This window comes from Aeromicrobium sp. JP4, assembly GCF_054957925.1.
Map to the genome: position 1 here is coordinate 2976368 of NZ_CM143290.1, position 16971 is coordinate 2993338.

General features: G+C 72.2%; 19 protein-coding genes. 7 read left to right on the forward strand and 12 right to left on the reverse strand.

Annotation, left to right across the window (positions count from 1 at the left end):
- Window positions 1-227: 227 nt before the first annotated feature.
- Window positions 228-1445, reverse strand: a complete 1218-nt coding sequence (locus tag ACY1JX_RS14620) for an MFS transporter (RefSeq protein WP_462564427.1) — start codon at window positions 1443-1445, stop codon at window positions 228-230.
- A 42-nt stretch (window positions 1446-1487) separates the two neighbouring features.
- Between ACY1JX_RS14620 and ACY1JX_RS14625 the strand changes: the two genes are divergently transcribed.
- Both ACY1JX_RS14625 and ACY1JX_RS14630 read left to right on the forward strand, forming a co-directional pair.
- Window positions 1488-2120 (forward strand): trimeric intracellular cation channel family protein, encoded by a 633-nt coding sequence (locus ACY1JX_RS14625; RefSeq protein WP_462564428.1) that lies wholly within the window; start codon window positions 1488-1490, stop codon window positions 2118-2120.
- Window positions 2113-3936, forward strand: coding sequence for an ABC transporter ATP-binding protein (locus ACY1JX_RS14630; RefSeq protein ID WP_462564429.1), 1824 nt, complete (start codon window positions 2113-2115; stop codon window positions 3934-3936). The genes ACY1JX_RS14625 and ACY1JX_RS14630 overlap by 8 nt, the downstream gene beginning before the upstream one ends.
- Window positions 3937-3945: 9 nt before the next feature.
- Here the strand turns inward: ACY1JX_RS14630 and ACY1JX_RS14635 are convergent, their stop codons facing one another.
- Both ACY1JX_RS14635 and ACY1JX_RS14640 read right to left on the reverse strand, forming a co-directional pair.
- A complete protein-coding gene (locus tag ACY1JX_RS14635; protein WP_462564430.1) occupies window positions 3946-5592 on the reverse strand; it encodes a lipase family protein in 1647 nt (548 codons plus the stop codon).
- A gap of 40 nt (window positions 5593-5632) precedes the next feature.
- On the reverse strand, window positions 5633-6661 hold the full coding sequence (locus ACY1JX_RS14640; protein WP_462564431.1) for a Gfo/Idh/MocA family protein: 1029 nt from the start codon (window positions 6659-6661) through the stop codon (window positions 5633-5635).
- 34 nt (window positions 6662-6695) lie between these two features.
- On the opposite strand from ACY1JX_RS14640, the gene ACY1JX_RS14645 reads away from it, so the two are divergent.
- Genes ACY1JX_RS14645 through ACY1JX_RS14655 form a run of 3 tightly spaced genes read left to right on the forward strand, consistent with a single transcriptional unit; the run spans window position 6696 to window position 9057 of the window.
- Window positions 6696-7847, forward strand: coding sequence for an acyl-CoA dehydrogenase family protein (locus tag ACY1JX_RS14645; protein WP_462564432.1), 1152 nt, complete (start codon window positions 6696-6698; stop codon window positions 7845-7847).
- Complete coding sequence (locus tag ACY1JX_RS14650; RefSeq protein WP_286930113.1) at window positions 7844-8335, forward strand: DUF456 domain-containing protein; 492 nt, start codon at window positions 7844-7846, stop codon at window positions 8333-8335. Before ACY1JX_RS14645 ends, ACY1JX_RS14650 begins: the two co-directional genes overlap by 4 nt.
- Before the next feature lie 17 nt (window positions 8336-8352).
- Complete coding sequence (locus ACY1JX_RS14655) at window positions 8353-9057, forward strand: VIT1/CCC1 transporter family protein (RefSeq protein ID WP_286930114.1); 705 nt, start codon at window positions 8353-8355, stop codon at window positions 9055-9057.
- A gap of 4 nt (window positions 9058-9061) precedes the next feature.
- On the opposite strand, the gene ACY1JX_RS14660 is transcribed toward ACY1JX_RS14655, so the two are convergent.
- Window positions 9062-9262 carry a hypothetical protein gene (locus tag ACY1JX_RS14660; RefSeq protein WP_286930115.1) on the reverse strand — a complete coding sequence of 67 codons (201 nt, stop codon included), beginning with the start codon at window positions 9260-9262 and terminating at the stop codon, window positions 9062-9064.
- A 101-nt stretch (window positions 9263-9363) separates the two neighbouring features.
- Here ACY1JX_RS14660 and ACY1JX_RS14665 point away from each other — a divergent pair, with 101 nt between their 5' ends.
- Complete coding sequence (locus tag ACY1JX_RS14665) at window positions 9364-9681, forward strand: hypothetical protein (RefSeq protein ID WP_462564433.1); 318 nt, start codon at window positions 9364-9366, stop codon at window positions 9679-9681.
- A 59-nt stretch (window positions 9682-9740) separates the two neighbouring features.
- On the forward strand, window positions 9741-10187 hold the full coding sequence (locus tag ACY1JX_RS14670; protein WP_286930117.1) for a CAP domain-containing protein: 447 nt from the start codon (window positions 9741-9743) through the stop codon (window positions 10185-10187).
- Window positions 10188-10191: 4 nt separating this feature from the next.
- Here ACY1JX_RS14670 and cls read toward each other — a convergent pair whose 3' ends face one another.
- From cls to ACY1JX_RS14710, 8 genes are all read right to left on the reverse strand, one after another.
- A complete protein-coding gene (cls, locus tag ACY1JX_RS14675) occupies window positions 10192-11655 on the reverse strand; it encodes a cardiolipin synthase (protein ID WP_462564434.1) in 1464 nt (487 codons plus the stop codon).
- A 49-nt stretch (window positions 11656-11704) separates the two neighbouring features.
- On the reverse strand, window positions 11705-12109 hold the full coding sequence (gene arfB / locus ACY1JX_RS14680; protein WP_078700480.1) for an alternative ribosome rescue aminoacyl-tRNA hydrolase ArfB: 405 nt from the start codon (window positions 12107-12109) through the stop codon (window positions 11705-11707).
- Window positions 12099-12692 (reverse strand): PadR family transcriptional regulator, encoded by a 594-nt coding sequence (locus ACY1JX_RS14685; protein ID WP_462564435.1) that lies wholly within the window; start codon window positions 12690-12692, stop codon window positions 12099-12101. Before ACY1JX_RS14685 ends, arfB begins: the two co-directional genes overlap by 11 nt.
- A gap of 124 nt (window positions 12693-12816) precedes the next feature.
- Window positions 12817-13245 (reverse strand): CBS domain-containing protein, encoded by a 429-nt coding sequence (locus tag ACY1JX_RS14690; RefSeq protein ID WP_181756535.1) that lies wholly within the window; start codon window positions 13243-13245, stop codon window positions 12817-12819.
- Between the two features lie 70 nt (window positions 13246-13315).
- The gene (gene hisN / locus ACY1JX_RS14695) at window positions 13316-14212 is read right to left on the reverse strand and encodes a histidinol-phosphatase (RefSeq protein WP_462564436.1); all 897 of its coding nucleotides are present in this window, start codon (window positions 14210-14212) and stop codon (window positions 13316-13318) included.
- Between the two features lie 34 nt (window positions 14213-14246).
- Window positions 14247-15224: a ribosome small subunit-dependent GTPase A gene (gene rsgA / locus ACY1JX_RS14700; protein WP_286930121.1), complete on the reverse strand. Its 978-nt coding sequence runs from the start codon at window positions 15222-15224 to the stop codon at window positions 14247-14249.
- Entirely contained in the window at window positions 15221-16483 is a 1263-nt protein-coding gene (gene aroA, locus ACY1JX_RS14705) for a 3-phosphoshikimate 1-carboxyvinyltransferase (RefSeq protein ID WP_462564437.1), read from the reverse strand. Before aroA ends, rsgA begins: the two co-directional genes overlap by 4 nt.
- Window positions 16480-16965, reverse strand: a complete 486-nt coding sequence (locus ACY1JX_RS14710; protein ID WP_286930123.1) for a DoxX family protein — start codon at window positions 16963-16965, stop codon at window positions 16480-16482. Before ACY1JX_RS14710 ends, aroA begins: the two co-directional genes overlap by 4 nt.
- Between the last annotated feature and the right edge of the window lie 6 nt (window positions 16966-16971).

The following is a 16971-nucleotide window of genomic DNA, read 5'->3' on the forward strand; positions in this document are numbered from 1 at the left end:
ATACGCCGCTCGCTGCGCTCGCGAGCTACTCGACCACCGGGTCCGCAGCCGGTGGTTGAGTAGCGGGGCGAGGGACGACCTGCGCTGACGTGGTCTCGATACGCCGCTCGCTGCGCTCGCGAGCTACTCGACCACCGGGTCTGCAGCCGGGCACTACTAGACCATCTTGTACGCAGCCGGTGGTTGAGTAGCGGGGCGAGGAACGAGCCCGCGTATCGAAACCACGGTCACCGGGCGAGCGGGTCGGCCGTCTCGGTGTGGGACTCCGCCGAGCGCGGGAGCAGCCACGCCACCGCGAGTCCGGGCACGGCCCACAGGGCCATGACGAGCAGCGCCGTGGCCGGGTCGCCGATCGCCAGCTGGACGGTCAGCACCACGAGCACCGCGCCGAGGTTGCCAGCCAGGAGCAGCAGCCCCGTGACGGTGCCGGCGCGCGTGGGCCCGACGTGCACCTCCGACCAGTCGAGGACCACCGGCAGCGTGCCCATCAGCATGAAGCCGACGAGCGCCAGGCCCACGTAGACCAGCCACACCGGCTGGGTCGCCGCGAGCGTCAGCATCACCACGGCCAGCGTGGCGGTCGCGCCGATCGCGACGGTCCGCCGGGCGTCGCGCGCCGCCGCGAGGCTCGGCAGCACCGCCGCGCCGGCGATGCCCGCGAGCGTCATCGTGGCGATGACGGGGCCGGCCAGCCCGGGGTGCCCGAAGTCCACCAGGATCGAGTCGAGCCACGTCGCGATCCCGTTGTAGATCCCGAAGCCCAGGAACAGCAGTCCCGCCATCTTCCAGACCAGCCGGTCCGAGCGCAGCGCGCCCAGGCGGGCGCGGCCGAGGGTGTCGACCGAGTGGGCCGGCAGTCGCAGGCTCGCCAGCACCGCGGCCGCGGCCACGGTCGCGAGGACGGCGTGGGACACCAGCAGCAGGCGGAAGCCGCCCGCGTCCACCAGCAGGCTCGAGGTCAGCACCGCGACGAGGATTCCCGCGTACTGCGCACCGGCCGCCACCGAGATGGCGGTGGTCTGCTCACGCGGCGGGAAGTGGCGCGCCGCCACCTTCGTCAGCGCGTTGAGCACGAGCGGCTGTCCGATCGACATGATCAGCTGGCCCGCCAGGATCGTGCCGTACGACGACGGGTCCAGCGCGCGCACGATCGCTCCGGCCGCGGTGAACAGCGCACCGGCCGCGAGGGCGCGCTCGTACGAGCGGTCCATCCAGCGCCCGGCCGGGATCGCCAGCAGGACGAAGGCGGCGGCGTTGACCACGGCGAGGTCGCCGACGGCCCCCTCCGAGACGCCCAGGTGCTCGGCCGTCTGGGGCGTGACGGCGGCGAAGGTGAGCCACAGGACCTGCGTGGTCGTGACGAGCAGCGCGAACGCGGCGAGGGCCAGCCAGCGGGCCGCGAGGACGCGAGCGGCGTGGTCGGTCGGCGGGGGAGTCCGGGCCATGCTGCGCACGCTACTGGCTGGAGCGCCCCCTACGGTGGATGCGTGAACGACGATCTCTTCGCGGCCGCCGAGGTCATCGGGATCGTCGCCTTCGCGGTGTCGGGCGGGTACGCGGCCGTCCGCGCCGGCATGGACTGGCTCGGCGTCGTCGTGCTGGCCGTCGTGGTGGCGGTCGGCGGCGGCACGCTGCGCGACCTGATGCTCGGGATCGAGCCGGTCTGGTGGGTCAGCGCGCCCGGGATGCTGATCGTCGCGGCGGCGACCTCGCTCGTGGTGATCGCGGTGGCGGCCCGGCACCCGCAGTCGAAGGTCGACTCGTGGCGGATCGTCCTCTACGCCGACGCCGTGGGGCTCGCCGCGTTCACCGTCACCGGGGCGTCGATCGCCCTCGCGGAGGACGTCCGTCCCTGGGTGGCGATCGTCTTCGGCGTCATCACCGGCACCGGCGGCGGCGTGATCCGCGACGTGCTGGTGCGCCGCAAGCCGCAGGTCCTCGTGGGCGAGATCTACGCCCTGGCGTCCATCGCCGGGGCGGCGCTCTACGTGATCCTGCTCGAGACCACGGTGCCCAGCGGGGCCGCCGCGCTGTCCGCCGGGGCCCTCGTGCTGGTGGTCCGCGCCGGCGCGATGCGCTGGCACTGGCACCTGCCCCGATTCCCCGAGCCCCATGCCTGAGACCCGCCACAACCACCGACCCACCGAGGAGCACCGGATGTCCGACCGCGCCGAACGCGCGCCCCTGGAGGAGCTGTGGCGACGGTACGACCGGTACCGCAAGCGGCTCGTCCTGGCCGTCGTGCTCTCCACGGTCAACAAGGTCGCCGACGTGGTGCCCGAGCTGCTGATCGGTGCCGCGGTCGACGTGGTGGTGCGCGGCGAGGGGTCCTTCGTGGCGGAGGTGCTCGGCGTCGAGTCGCGCTTCGCCCAGCTGGGCTGGCTCGCCGCGATCAACGCGCTCGTGTGGATCGTCGAGTCGGCGTCGCAGTACTTCGCCGCCGTCACGTGGCGCGGCCTGGCGCAGTCGGTGGAGCACGACCTGCGGGTCGAGGCGTACGACCACGCGCAGCGGCTGGACGTGCACTGGCACGAGGGCCGTCCGCAGGGGTCGACGCTGGCCACCATCAACGACGACGTGAACCAGCTCGAGCGGTTCCTCGACATCGGTGCCCCCGCGCTGCTGCAGACCGCGCTCAACATCGTGCTGGTCGGCGCCGTCTTCGCGATCGCGTCGTGGGAGCTGCTGCTCCTGGCGTTCCTGCCGATCCCGCTCATCGTGTTCGGGTCGCTGTGGTTCCAGCGCCGGCTCGAGCCGCTCTACGCCCAGGTGCGCGAGCGGGTGGCCGACCTGTCGGGCCTCATCGCGGCCAACCTCGGCGGCATCACCACGATCAAGGCGTTCACGGCCGAGGATCGCGAGCGCGATCGCGTCGAGCGGGTCTCGGCCGGCTACCGCCAGGCGAACGTCGACGCGATCCGGTCGTCGGCGGCGTTCGTCCCGCTCGTGCGGATGGCGATCCTCGTCGGCTTCACGTGCACGCTGCTCTTCGGCGGCTGGGCCACACTGAACGGCGAGCTGGAGGTGGGCCTCTACTCCGTCCTGGTGTTCATGACCCAGCGCCTGCTGTGGCCGCTGACCGAGATCGCCGAGATGCTCGACCTCTACCAGCGTGGCCGCGCGTCGACCGCACGCATCCTGGCGCTGATCGACGAGCCCATCGACGTGCCGGCGGGCACGGTCGCGCTGCCCTCGCCGGTGGCCGGGCGCCTCGAGCTCTCCGGGGTCTGCGCGGGGTACGCCGACGGACCCGACGTGCTGCACGGCATCGATCTCGTGGTCCCGGCCGGCGAGACGCACGCGATCGTCGGTCCCACCGGCGCGGGCAAGTCGTCGCTGCTGCGTCTCATGCTGCGCTTCGACGACCCGCGCTCCGGTGAGGTCAGCCTCGACGGCCGCGACCTGCGCGAGCTCGAGTGGGAGTCGCTCCGAGGATCGATCGGCTACGTCTCGCAGGACGTGTTCCTGTTCGCCGGCACGATCGCGGAGAACATCGCGTACGGGCGTCCCGGGGCCGAGCGTGAGGCCGTCGCCGAGGCGGCCCGCCAGGCCGCCGCCGACGGCTTCATCGAGGCCCTGCCGCTCGGCTACGACACGTGGGTGGGGGAGCGGGGCGTCACGCTCTCGGGCGGCCAGCGCCAGCGGCTCGCCCTGGCTCGCGCGCTCCTGCGCGACCCCGCAGTGTTGATCCTCGACGAGGCCACGAGCGCGGTCGACAACGAGACCGAGGCCGCCATCCAGGTCTCGCTGCAGACCGCCACCCGCAACCGCACCGCGATCATGGTCGCCCACCGACTCTCCACGGTGCGCCACGCCGACCGCATCTGGGTGCTGGACGCGGGCCGGGTCATCGAGGCCGGGACCCACGACGAGCTCGTCGCCGCCCGCGGCGCCTACGCCGCCCTCTGGAGCGTGCAGACGGGCTCCGTGGCCTGAGGAGCGGTGTCAGCAGGTGGTCGTGGTGGGCTCGCCGGCGAAGCGGTCGGCGGTCCACGCGAGCAGCTCGTCGACGAACGGTGAGTCCTCGAGCAGCAGGTCGCCGTGGCCGCGGCCCGCGTAGGTGCGGTAGTCCAGCGACTGGCCGGCCGCGCAGCGCTCGCGCACGTAGGCGTCCTGCAGTCCGAGCGTGACGACCCGGTCGCGCTCGCCCTGCGCGATCAGGACGGGCGCCTCCATCGTCCCGGTCGCGTCGTTCTCGCTGAGCCGCCGGCCCAGCCCGCCCTCGTACAGCGAGTTCGCCACGAACCGATCGGCCATGATCCGCGCCTCGGTCACGGAGACCTTGGACGTGGGGGACCGCAGGCACCGGTCGGCGATGCGCTCCATCGGCAGCCGCGCGCTGGCCCGGACGTAGTCGCCGGGCTCTACGTCGGGGTACGTCCCCGCGTACGCGGCCAGGGCGTAGGCGACGAAGATCGTGCCGACGGGTCGGCGCTGGAGGTCGCGCAGGAACGTGGCCGGACTGCTGACGGGGGACATCGCGGCGACCCCGGCCAGCGGCACGTCGGGTGCGTAGGCGGGCTGCGTCATCGCGGTCCACAGGGCGGCGTGGCCACCTTGGGAGTGGCCCCACACGACGGTCTCGCTCGACAGCGACAGCTGCGGGATGCGCCGCGCGGCTCGGACGGCGTCGAGCACCGAGCGAGCCTCGCCCGAGCCGATGAGGTACGGCTGGACGCCGCGCGTGCCCAGGCCCGGGTAGTCGGGCGCGACGACCGCCCAGCCCTCGTCGAGGGCCGCGTGGACGGCCGCGATGCCACCGGCGCCGATCGTGCGCGTGCGGCGCAGGCTCGGCGCGCACCGCCGGTCGAAGCCGGTGGTGCCGTGGGCCCACGCCACGACGGACGCCCGGGCGCGGAGCCGCTCCTCGGGGACCGCGACCAGCGCACTGGCCACCGTGGGCTCGTCGCCCGCCTGCGTGGTGCTGTAGAGGATGCGCCACGCCCGCGCGCCCTCGGGCACGTCGGTGGTGAAGGGCTCGGCCCGCAGCAGAAGCCCGGGGGAGCGGGGCGCCTCGTCGGGCGCGGTGTAGAAGCCGTCGGGCTTCGGCGCGGCCACCGTGACGGCGACCGTGTAGCCCGCGAGAGCGACCGCGGTCACCAGCACGAGGCTCGCGACGAGGGGCCGCGGGACGCGCGCCCCCAGCCGCGGGAATCCGAACAGCACGAGCCGCAGGCCGAGGACGACGCCGATCACGAACACCGTGACGTCGGGCCAGGCCAGCGCGAGGACGCCGAGGATCGCGAGCCCGACGCCGAGGGCCAGCTCGGACCGGAAGCGCCGGCGCCTCACCCGGGTGAGTCCCTCGCCGAGCAGCACCACGGCGAACACGGTGACGAGGACGCGCACGTTCCAGTGCGGCTGGAGCGCCAGCACCACCGAAGCGACGAGCAGGACGCCGCCCACCACCCGGTCGCGCAGGCGGGATCCGGTCAGCGCCTCGTGCGCGCCGATCACCGCGAGCGCGGCGACCGAGACGACCAGCAGGACGTCCATGGCGCTCAGGGGCCGCGCCATCAGCACGACGCCGACGACGATCGCCACGGCGACGAGCGCGGGCGCGGCGCGGCGGCGGGATCGATCGGGACGCATGGGGCTCCACCGTAGACCGACCGCCCCGCTCAGCGAGGGACTACTCCCCGGGCAGCACCATGCCCAGCTGGGCCCGCACCTCGTCCATCAGGCCCATGACCCGCCGGGTCTCCGACCACGGCAGCAGCGGCGACTCCGGCTGGCCCTCGGCCACGCGCCGGGCGAGCTCGGCAGCCTCGAACCGCAGGCCCAGGTGCGCGTCGGGCGAGGCGGGCGCCCACGTGTCCAGCACGCGATCGGCGGGATCGACCAGACGGATCGCCGACGGCTGGTAGAACGGCCCGTCGAGCTCGAGCCGGGCCTCGGTGCCGCTCACGCTCGCCACGGTGGGCGAGGTCGCGGACATGGTGGCGCTGATGGCCGCGATCGCGCCCGACGCGTCGCGCAGGCCGATGTTCTCCTGCTCGTCCACCCCCAGCGGCGTGAGGGTGCCCGTCGCACGGACCTCCACGATCTCCGGCATGAGCATCGCCGCGAGGTGCAGCGGGTACACGCCGAGATCGAGCAGTGCGCCGCCGGCGAGCGACGGCTCGGCCAGTCGCGCAGGACCGTCGGGGTAGAGCAGCTGCCCGTGGTCGGCCTGGACGAAACGGACGTCGCCGATCAGGCCGTCCTCGACGGCCCTCCTCACGACGTCGTACCCGGGGAGGAAGCGCGACCACATCGCCTCGACGCACGTCACGCCCGCCTCCTCGGCGGCCTCCAGCACCGCGTCGGCCTCGGCGGCGTTGCGGGTGAACGCCTTCTCGACCAGCAGGTGCTTGCCCGCGCCGATCGCCAGCAGGGCGTGCTCGAGGTGGGCCGAGTGCGGTGTCGCGACGTAGACCGCGTCGACCTCGGGATCGCCGACGAGGTCCTCGTACGAGCCGTGCGCCCGCGCGATGGCGAAGCGGTCGGCGAACGCGCGCGCCTTCGCGAGGTCGCGGGAGCCGACGGCCACGACCTGCTGCGTGGTGCCCTCCTGCAGCGCAGCGGTCATCACCGCGGCGATGCCCCCGGCGCCGAGGATGCCCCACCGCAGCGGCGGTGCGTCGCGAGGATCGGACGTGCGAGGCACGGGGAGCATCATGCTCTGCATCGTAGGTCGATGGCAGGATCAGGGCATGGATCTGAGCCTGAACGAGGACCAACGCAGCTTCCGCGCGCTCGCGCGCGACTTCCTGGACAAGGAGGTCGTGCCGTACCGCGCAGAGTGGGACCGCGTGGAGTCCGTCGACACCGCGATCATCCCCAAGCTGGGCGACATCGGCTTCCTCGGCCTCACGATCCCCGAGGAGTACGGCGGCATCGGGGGCGACTACGTCACGTACGTCCTCGCGATGGAGGAGCTCGGCCGCGCCGACTCGGCCATCCGCGGCATCGTCTCGGTCTCGATGGGACTGTGCGGCAAGTCGGTGCTCCAGTTCGGCACCGAGGAGCAGAAGCAGCGGTGGCTGCCGGGCATCGCCTCGGGTCGCGAGCTGGGCTGCTTCGGCCTGACCGAGCCCGACCACGGCTCCGACGCCGGCAACCTGAAGACGCGTGCGGTGCGCGAGGGCGACGACTGGGTCATCAACGGCTCCAAGATCTTCATCACGAACGGCACGTGGGCCGACGTCGCGCTGGTCTTCGCCCGGACGGGAGGACCGGGCGCGAAGGGCGTCTCGGCGTTCCTCGTCCCCACCGACACCCCCGGCTTCGAGGCCACCGAGGTGAAGGGCAAGCTCGGTCTGCGCGGCCAGGCCACGGCGGCCCTGTCGTTCGACGACGTGCGCGTGCCGGCCGACGCGCTGCTGGGGGAGGAGGGCCAGGGCTTCCGCATCGCGATGACGGCACTCGACAAGGGCCGCGTGGGCATCGCCGCCAGCTGCGTCGGCATCGTCCAGGGCTGCCTGGAGGTCACGGTCGAGTACACCACCGCGCGCGAGCAGTTCGGCAAGCCGATCGCCAGCTACCAGATGGTGCAGGACATGATCGCCGAGATGTCGGTGGACGCCGATGCCGCGCGGCTGCTCACGTGGCGCGCCGCCGACCTCATCGAGCGCGGTGAGCGCTTCAGCGTCGAGGCGTCGAAGGCCAAGCTGTTCGCCTCCGAGGCCGCCGTGAAGGCCGCCAACCTCGCGATCCAGGCCTTCGGCGGCTACGGCTACGTCGACGAGTACCCCGTGCAGAAGTACATGCGCGACGCGCGGGTGATGACGCTCTACGAGGGCACCAGCCAGATCCAGAAGCTCATCATCGGTCGCGCCGAGACCGGCATCAGCGCGTTCTCGTGAGCGGCACCGTGCTCGACCTCCTGGTCGCGCTGGCCATCCTCGCGGGGCTGGTCGGCGCCGCGGTGCAGGTCATCCCCGGCGGGCTCGTGGTGGGCACCTCCGTCTTCGTCTGGGGAGCGGTCACCGGCGGCACGCTCGGCTGGTCCGTGGCGGCGGTCGCGGTGGTCCTCACCGTGGCGGCGCTCGTGCTGAAGTACCTGCTCGCCGGTCGCTACCTGAAGGCGCGCGGTGTGCCGAACCGCAGCCTGCTCGTCGGTGCCGTGCTCGGCATCATCGGCTTCTTCGTCATCCCGTTCGTCGGCCTGTTCATCGGCTTCATCGGTGGCACCTACCTCGCGGAGCTGCAACGGCTGCGCGACCCGCGCGCCGCGCGCCAGGCCACGGCGCACGCCATGCGGGCCACCGGGATCTCGATCCTCGTCGAGCTGGCGCTCGCGCTGGTGACCGCGATGGTGTGGCTGGGAGCGGTGCTGTCGGTGCGCCTGTGACGGGCTAGCCTGCGGTCATGGTCGTCGAGGAGCCGCACGCCGGAGTCACGTCGCAGAAGCTGAACTGGCTCCGGGCCGGCGTGCTGGGCGCCAACGACGGCATCGTGTCGGTGGCCTCGCTCGTGGTGGGCGTCGCCGGCGCCACGAACGACACGAGCGCGATCGCCACGGCCGGGACCGCGGCCCTCGTCGGCGGCGCGATCTCGATGGCGCTGGGCGAGTACGTCTCGGTCAGCAGCCAGCGCGACTCCGAGCGCAACCTCATCGCGATCGAGAGGCACGAGCTGCGCGACGACCCCGAGGGCGAGCTCGCCGAGCTCGCCGAGATGCTGCAGGACCGCGGCATCAGCGCGACCACGGCGCGCCAGGCCGCGCGCGAGATGACGGAGCACGACGCGCTCGCCGCCCACCTCGAGGTCGAGCTGGGACTCGACGAGGACGACCTCGTGAGTCCGTGGCACGCGGCGTTCTCGTCGGCGGTCGCGTTCACGCTGGGCGGCCTGCTGCCACTAGCGGCGATGCTGCTCACCGGACTCGAGTGGCGTGTGGGCGTGACGTTCGTGGCGGTCCTGGTGGCGCTGGCGCTCACCGGCTCCGTCGCGGCCCAGATCGGGGGCGGGCCGAAGGGTCGTGCCGCGCTGCGCCTCGTGATCGGCGGCGCGCTCGCGCTCGTGCTGACCTACGCCATCGGCCAGGCGCTGGACACCTCCGGGATGGTCTAGCCGGTCAGCCGTTCTCGTCCTCGTCCACCGGAACCGGGCGATCGGGGTCGGGGACGAGCAGGTCGTCGTCGTTCTGCCAGGCTTCGCGGCGCTGGTCGACGGCGTCCGCGGGGTCGGCCGCGGGCTCGAGGTCGGGATCGCCGTCCTCCAGGGGGCTGTCGGGCAGGGGGCTGTCAGGCAGCGGCTCGTCGGGGCTCGTGGTCATGGTGCCTCCTTCGGTCTGGTTCGATCCTGCCCCAGGCGCGGCCGGCGCGCAGCCCTGCGCAGCGGGTGCGGACCGACCGCGTGGCGCAGTAGGTTCGGGGCATGGAGCAGTACTCGCCCACCGAGCGCCGGGGCTATCGGCGCTTCGCCGTCGCCGGCATCCTCTTCCTGCTCGCGCTCGGCCTGTTCCCGGCCACCGCGGCGGTGCTGGACGACACCGCCGAGAACCTGATCCTGCCGCTGTTCGTCGCGGTGATGGTGGTGGCGGGCATGCTGATGTGGGCGCTCGTGCCCGGGGTGTCCAGCCGTCCCCACAGCCGGAGTCGCCTCGTGGGCATCGGTGCTCTGGTGGGACTGGTCGCCGCGGGCATCGCGATCGGCGTGTTCTTCGCGCTGCTGAACGGGTACTCGGGCGCCTGATCCCTGCGATCTCAGGCGGAAAGTTGATCGTGACCCGTGCTTTTGGTCACACTGGACGCATGCGCCACATTCTCTCGGCATTTCTGGTAGCCCTCGCGCTGGTGGTCGTGCCGGCCGCCCCGCAGGCGTCGGCGATGTCCAACGCCACGTTCGGCAAGAAGCTGCACCAGCAGACGAACACGTCGCGAGCGTTCCGCGACATCAAGAAGCTGAAGTACCAGAAGTGCATCGACCGCTACGCGCAGCGCCAGGCCAACCGGATGGCCAAGAAGCGCAAGATCTACCACCAGGATCTCGGCCCGATCCTGCGTGCGTGCGACCTCAGCCGCGTCGGCGAGAACGTCGCCACGGGCTTCACCTCGCCGAAGGCCAACGTCAAGGCGTGGCTCAAGTCGCCCGGCCACCGGCGCAACATGCTGAACCGCAAGTACACGCGGCTGGGCATCGGCGTGGCCAAGGCCGGCGGCCGCACCTACACCGTGCAGGTCTTCGGGCGCCCCGCCTGATCCCTCACTGGAGGGTCGCGGTCAGCCGCATCGCGTTGTCGACGAAGCGCGTGCCGGCCGGCCGCTCCTCCCACTCCTCGAGCAGCAGCTCGCGCGAGAGGTCGCGGTAGGTGTCCTCGACCACGCGGATGCGCTCGACCACGCCACGGTCGGGCACCATCAGGCTCATCTCGTAGTTCAGTGCGAACGAGCGCATGTCCATGTTGCTGGTGCCGACCACGGCGACGTCCTCGTCGATGCTGAAGTGCTTCGCGTGCAGCACGAACGGCTTGGGGTACAGCCAGATGCGCACGCCCGCCTCCAGCAGCTCGCGGTAGTAGGACGCCTGCGCGTGCCCGACCATGAACTGGTCGGCCTGCTCGCTGACGAAGAGCTCCACGTCGACGCCGCGCTGGGCGGCCGTGGTGACCGCGTAGAGCAGCGTCTCGTCCGGCACGAAGTAGGGGCTGGTCAGGCTGATCCGGTGCCGCGCGCTGTAGATCAGCGACGTGAACAGGCGCAGGTTGTTCTCGGCCTCGAACCCCGGACCGCTGGGCACCAGCTGGGCGTGGACGCCCACCACGTCACGCGGGGAGTGCGGGGTCTGGTCGACCGCCTGCATCTCGACCTCGAGCACCTCGGAGGTCTCCAGTGCCCAGTCGGCCGCGAACAGCGCGTCGATCGTGGCGACGACCGGACCCTCGAGGCGCATCCACAGCTCCACCCAGGCACGCCCCACGGCGAGGTTCTTGGGCTTGTTGTACGAGGGGTGCGTCAGGTTGAGCGATCCGGTGAAGCCGACCACGTCGTCCACCACGAGCAGCTTGCGGTGGTTGCGCAGGTCGGGCCGGCGGAAGCGCCGCTTCAGCGGCAGCAGCGGCATCATCAGGTGCCACTGGACGTCCGAGGCGGCGAGGCGCTTCTTCAGGTCCTTGTACCCCGGGATCCCGCGCGTGCCGAGGTGGTCGAACAGCAGCCGCACCGTCACGCCGCGCGCCGTGGCGCGGTCGAGGGCGTCGAAGAACGGGATCGTCATCTTGTCGAGCGCCATGATGTAGAACTCGACGTGCACGTGCCGCTGCGCGGTGTCGATCGCCGCGATCATCTCGTCGATCGACTCCTGGTAGTCCGGCAGCAGCGTGACGTGGTTGCCCGCGGTGAGCGGCATCGACGCCAGGCGCTGGTTGAGCCGGACGATGGGCGGCAGGTAGTCGGGCGCGTCGTCCGGCAGCTTGCTGGTCAGGGCCTCGGTCTGCCGCGCGATGACGGCGTTGGCGGCGGTGAGCTGGCGGTGGCGCTGGTGGCCGATGCGGGCGCTGCCGAAGAACAGGAACGCCACCAGGCCCAGGAACGGCGCGAACACGATGAGGATCAGCCACGCCATCGCGGTCTGCGGGCGGCGACCCTCTGGGATGATGCCGATCGCCGCGATGTTGATCGTGACGATGGTGACGACGGCGGCCAGCGAGATCAGCGTGCCCGGTTCCATGGAGCGCAGGCTATCGGTCAGTGGGCCCCCGAGGGGGATGCTGCGGGATTCACCAGTCGCGGCGGTCGCGCTTGACCTGGCTGCGCCGCTTCTTGGCGTCCAGGCGACGTTCGACCGAGCCGCGCGTCGGCCGGGTGGGCCGGCGGCGCTTGGCCGGGCGCAGGGCCTCGGTCACGAGCTGCTCGAGCCGCAGGACGGCGTCCTCACGGTTGCGCAGCTGCGAGCGGTGGGTGGACGAGACGACCGAGACCTTGCCGTCGACGAGCCGGCCACGCAGGCGCGCGGCGACACGATCCCGCTGGTCCGGGGTCAGCACGGTGCTGTCGGTGGGGGACCACAGGACCTCGACCCGCGTCTCGGTGGTGTTGACGTGCTGGCCGCCCGGGCCGGAGGAGCGACTGAAGCGCCAGCTCAGCTCCGACTCGGGCAGCCGGATGCGACCGTCAGGCGTCATCGTCCGCGAGGAGGCCGTACAGCTGGCGCCGGGCCTCGTTGACGACGTCGACCGCCTTGGCCTGCTGGGCCGGCGTGCCGACCGTCATGACCTGGCGGGCGGCCGCCGAGAGCGTCTTGAGCGACGTGATGAGGGCAGTCGACTCGGCGTCCCCGCCGCGCCGGAGCTGCTCGGGGTTCCACGGCTCGCCGAGCGCCTCGCGGTGCTCCTCGACGTAGGACTTCCCCTCGTCGGTGAGGGTCGCGGTCTTGCGACCGTCGACGCGCTCGAACTCGACGAAGCCCTCGTCCTCGAGTTGCTGCAGGACCGGGTAGATCGAGCCGGGGCTCGGCGACCAGGCGCCTTCGCTGCGCACGGCGATCTGCTGGATCAGGTGGTACCCGTGGGCGGGTGCCTCGTCCAGCAGCAGGAGAGCGGCGGCGCGGACGTCGCCACCCTTGCGGCCGCGTCGCGGACCACGAGGTCCGGGGCGGCCCGTCCGGCCGGGACCGAGGTCCCAGTCGAAGTCACGGGGTCCGCCGGGGCGACGCCCGCGGCGGGGGTGCCGGTGCTGACCGGCGGGTTCGGGAGGAGTGCTGTGCATGCTCGTCCCCTTTCGGTGTTCCTCGGCACCAGTGCGGTGCCGATGCATTAACGATATATCGAATCTATATCGTCATGCAACGTGAGTGCGGGCACACGGGTGCTCCGGGGCAGCGCGACGCGGGTCAGCCCTGGACGTAGTGGGTGAGCTGGTCGCGCTCGAACTCCAGCTGGTCCATCCGGAACTTCACGGCGTCGCCGATGCTCAGCACGCCGACGATCTCGTCGTCCTCGAGGACGGGGATGTGCCGGACGCGGTGCTCGGTCATCGAGCTCATGAGCGATCCGAACGAGTCCTCGGGCGTGCACACCTGCACGTCGGTGGTCATGATCTGCTGGACGGTCGCCTCGCGCGGGTCGGGCAGCGCGCGCAGCTTGCGGACGATGTCGCGCTCGGACACGATGCCCGCCATCGACTTCCCGTCCGGGCTGACCACCAGGGCGCCGATGTTGTGCTCGGCGAGCAGGTCCAGCAGCTCGTCGACCGTGGCATCGGGCGAGATGGTGAACACCGCCGAACTGCCCTTGGCGCTGAGTACGTCACGAACACGCATATGGTGCCTCCTCGATGTGATCGGCAGTGTAGCCCGCATCACACCCGGGCGCAGGTGCCGATCTCGAGGGTCAGTCGTCGCGGGTGAAGCGCAGTCGCGTGACGTTGTCGGCGAGCTGCTCGCCGTCGCCCTCCTCGGGCTCGTCGGGCCAGGAGGGCTCGTCGTCGGGGAAGTGGCCGAGGTAGGCCATCACCGCGTCGTGCAGGCGCCCGTTCGTGGCCACCGCGTTGGCGCCCCAGGGACCGGGCTCACCGGCGAGGCTCGTGAACTGGCCGCCGGCCTCGCGCACGATGATGTCGAGCGCCGCCATGTCCCAGACGTTCAGCTCGGGCTCGGCCGCGATGTCGACGGCGCCCTCGGCGACCATCATGTACGACCAGAAGTCGCCGTAGGCGCGCGTGCGCCAGCACTGGCGCAGCAGTGCGTCGAACTCGCCCTGGCGCCCGATCTGGCCCCAGCTGGGGGCCGACGAGTACGACAGCGACGCGGCGGTCAGCTCCCGGACCCCGGACACGTGGATGGGTCGCGTCTGGCGGAACGACTTGCCGGTGTGGGCGCCGTCGCCCTTCATGGCCCACCAGCGGCGGCCGATGGCCGGCGCCGAGACGCAGCCGACGACGATCTCGCCGGCCTCCTCGAGGGCGATGAGCGTGGCCCACACGGGGACTCCGCGGACGAAGTTGGAGGTGCCGTCGATCGGGTCGATGATCCAGCGCCGGTCGGCGTTCTCGGCCGTGCCCTCGGTCTCGCCGGACTCCTCGCCCAGGACGATGTCGCGTCCGCGGGAGGTCTTGAGCGTGCGGCGGATCGCGTCCTCGACCGCACGGTCGGACTCCGTCACGTACGTCATGTCGGGCTTCGTGGAGACCTCGAGGTCGAGGGCTCCGAAGCGGTCCATGCTGAGGTTGTCGGCGGAGTCGGCCAGGACGTGGGCCAGGCGCAGGTCGTCCAGGTACGGGTTGGCCATGGGCCCACCCTACGGTCTGGCCTCCTCGCGCAGGTCAGTACTCGTCGGCGAGCGACCGGCTGGCCATGATGCGCCGGAACGACTGGAGTCGCGCCGGGTCGATCTCGCCGTTCGCGGCGGCCACGTCGAGGGCGCACTCGGGCTCCCCGGCCAGGTGCGTGCAGCCCCGGGGGCAGTCGCGGGCGGCGGTGTTCAGGTCGGCGAAGGCGCGCAGGATCCGCTCGATGTCCACGTGGGCCAGGCCGAACGAGCGGAACCCGGGGGTGTCCACGATCCGTCCGCCGAAGGGCAGCGGCAGGATCATCGCCGAGGTCGACGTGTGGCGGCCGCGGCCCGTGACCTCGTTGACGTGGCTCGTGGTGCGGTGCGCCTCGGGCACGAGGGCGTTGACGAGGGTGGACTTGCCGACGCCGCTGTGGCCGATCAGCACGCTGGTGCGATCGCGCAGCAGGTCGCGCAGCGGCTCCAGGTCGCCGTCCTGACGGGTCGTCACGGTGCGCACGTCCAGCGGCTTCAGCTGGGCGACGATCTCGTCGGCCGGCGCGAGGTCGACCTTCGTCAGGCACACGGCCGGGTCCATGCCGGCGTCGTAGGCCGCGACGAGGCAGCGATCGATCAGGCCAGGACGCGGCGGCGGGTCGGCCAGCGCGGTGACGATCACCAGCTGGTCGGCGTTGGCCACGACGACGCGCTCGATCGGGTCGTCGTCGTCGGCGCTGCGGCGCAGCACCGTGCGGCGGTCGCGGACCTCCACGATGCGGGCGAGGCTGCCGGGCTGGCCGGAGACGTCGCCCACCACGCGCACCTCGTCGCCCACCACGACGCCCTGGCGTCCCAGCGGTCGAGACTTCATGGCGGTGACGACGGTGCCGTCGTCGAACAGCAGCGTGTAGCGGCCACGATCCACCGTGGTGACGACGGCGACGACCGCGTCGGAGTAGTCGGGCCGGTCCTTCGTGCGTGGACGGGTGCGCCGGCGCGGGCGCTCGTACTGGGCGTCCTCGTCCCTCACGGCACCAACCGTCCCCAGTCGTCGGCGAACCCGGGATACGTCTTGGCGGTGGTGCCGATGTTCTCCACGACGACGCCCGGAACGCGCAGGCCGATCACGGCGGCGGCGTGGGCCATGCGGTGGTCGTCGTAGGTGGCGAAGCTGCCGCCGCGCAGGGGGGCTGGCGTGATGCTGAGGCCGTCGGGCTGCTCCTGCACGGAGCCGCCGAGCCGGTTGATCTCCGTGGCCAGCGCGGCAAGGCGATCGGTCTCGTGGCCCCGCAGGTGGCCGATCCCGGTCAGCCGGCTGGGGCCCTCGGCGAGAGCGGCCAGGGCAGCGACCACGGGGGTCAGCTCGCCCACGTCGTGGAGGTCGAGGTCGACGCCCGCGAGGCGCTCGGGACCGGTGACGACGAGGTCGCTGCCGTCGCGCTCGGCGCGGCCGCCGAACGCCACGGCGAGCTTGCGCCAGGCGTCCCCGGCCTGGTCGGTGTGCTCGGGCCAGTTCCGCACACGCACCCGGCCACCGGTGGCGAGCGCCGCCGCGACGAACGGGCCGGCGTTGGACAGGTCGGGCTCGATCGTGACGTCGAGCGCCTTCACCGGTCCGGGCCGGACGTGCCAGCGACCCGGTGCCTCGTCGACGACCACGCCGCGGCGGCGCAGCTCGGTGACGGTCATCGCGACGTGGGGGAGCGAGGGGAGGGACCCGCCCTCGTGGCGTAGGTCGAGTCCCTCGGTGAAGCGGGGCGCGACGAGCAGCAGCGCCGACACGAACTGACTGGATGCGGAGGCGTCGACCGTGAGGTCGCCGCCGCGGACCGCGGAGGCGCCGTGCACCGTGAACGGCAGGCTGCCCCGCCCGTCGTCGTCCACCCGCACGCCGAGGTCGCGCAGGCTCGAGATGGTGGTGGCCATCGGACGCTCACGGGCGCGGGGGTCGCCGTCGAACCGTGCCGGGCCGGTGCCGAGGGCCGCGACGGGAGGCACGAAGCGCATCACGGTGCCCGCCAGGCCGCAGTCGACCCGGGCCGAGCCGACCGGCTCGATCGGGGTGACCGCCCAGGACTCAGGTCCTCGCTCGATGCGGGCTCCGAGCGACACGAGCGCGTCGGCCATCAGCTCGGTGTCGCGGGCGGCCAGGGGCAGGTGGACGGTGGAGGGCCCGTCGGCGAGGGCCGCCAGCACGAGGGCGCGGTTGGTCTGGGACTTCGAGCCCGGCAGCAGCACCTCGGAGTCGACGGGCGCCGAGGGATGGGGAGCGTTCCAGTCCATCCTCATCCCCGCAGGTCGTCGAGCTGGTCGACGATCGTGTCCTTGGCCGCGAGGGCGGTGTTCCTCGCACGCCGGCCGAGCCACGGCTTGTGCGGATCCGGGTCGAGGGTCGACAGCAGCAGGCCGCCGGTGAGCGACACGTTCTTCATGAAGTGGGTGAACTGGTTCTTGCGGGCGACGGGATCGGTCTCGTTCCAGAACGGGTGCCCGGCCACCGTGGTGGCGGGCATCGTGGCGGCCAGCACGAGCGCGGAGGTGCGCGGGAGGTGGCCGGTGGCCAGCGTGGCGCCGGCGGCCACGTGCACCGCCGAGTTCAGCCGGATCAGATTCGTCGGCGAGAGATTCGCCTGGGGCGCGACCTTGCGCAGCACGTCGGCCACGGGCTGGGCCTTGTGGGCGAGCGCGCCGGGCTTGCGCAGCGCCATCACCCCGCCGGAGATGAACATCGAGGCGAGCATCGGACGGGCCACCGCGCGCAGGAGAGTCATGGGTTC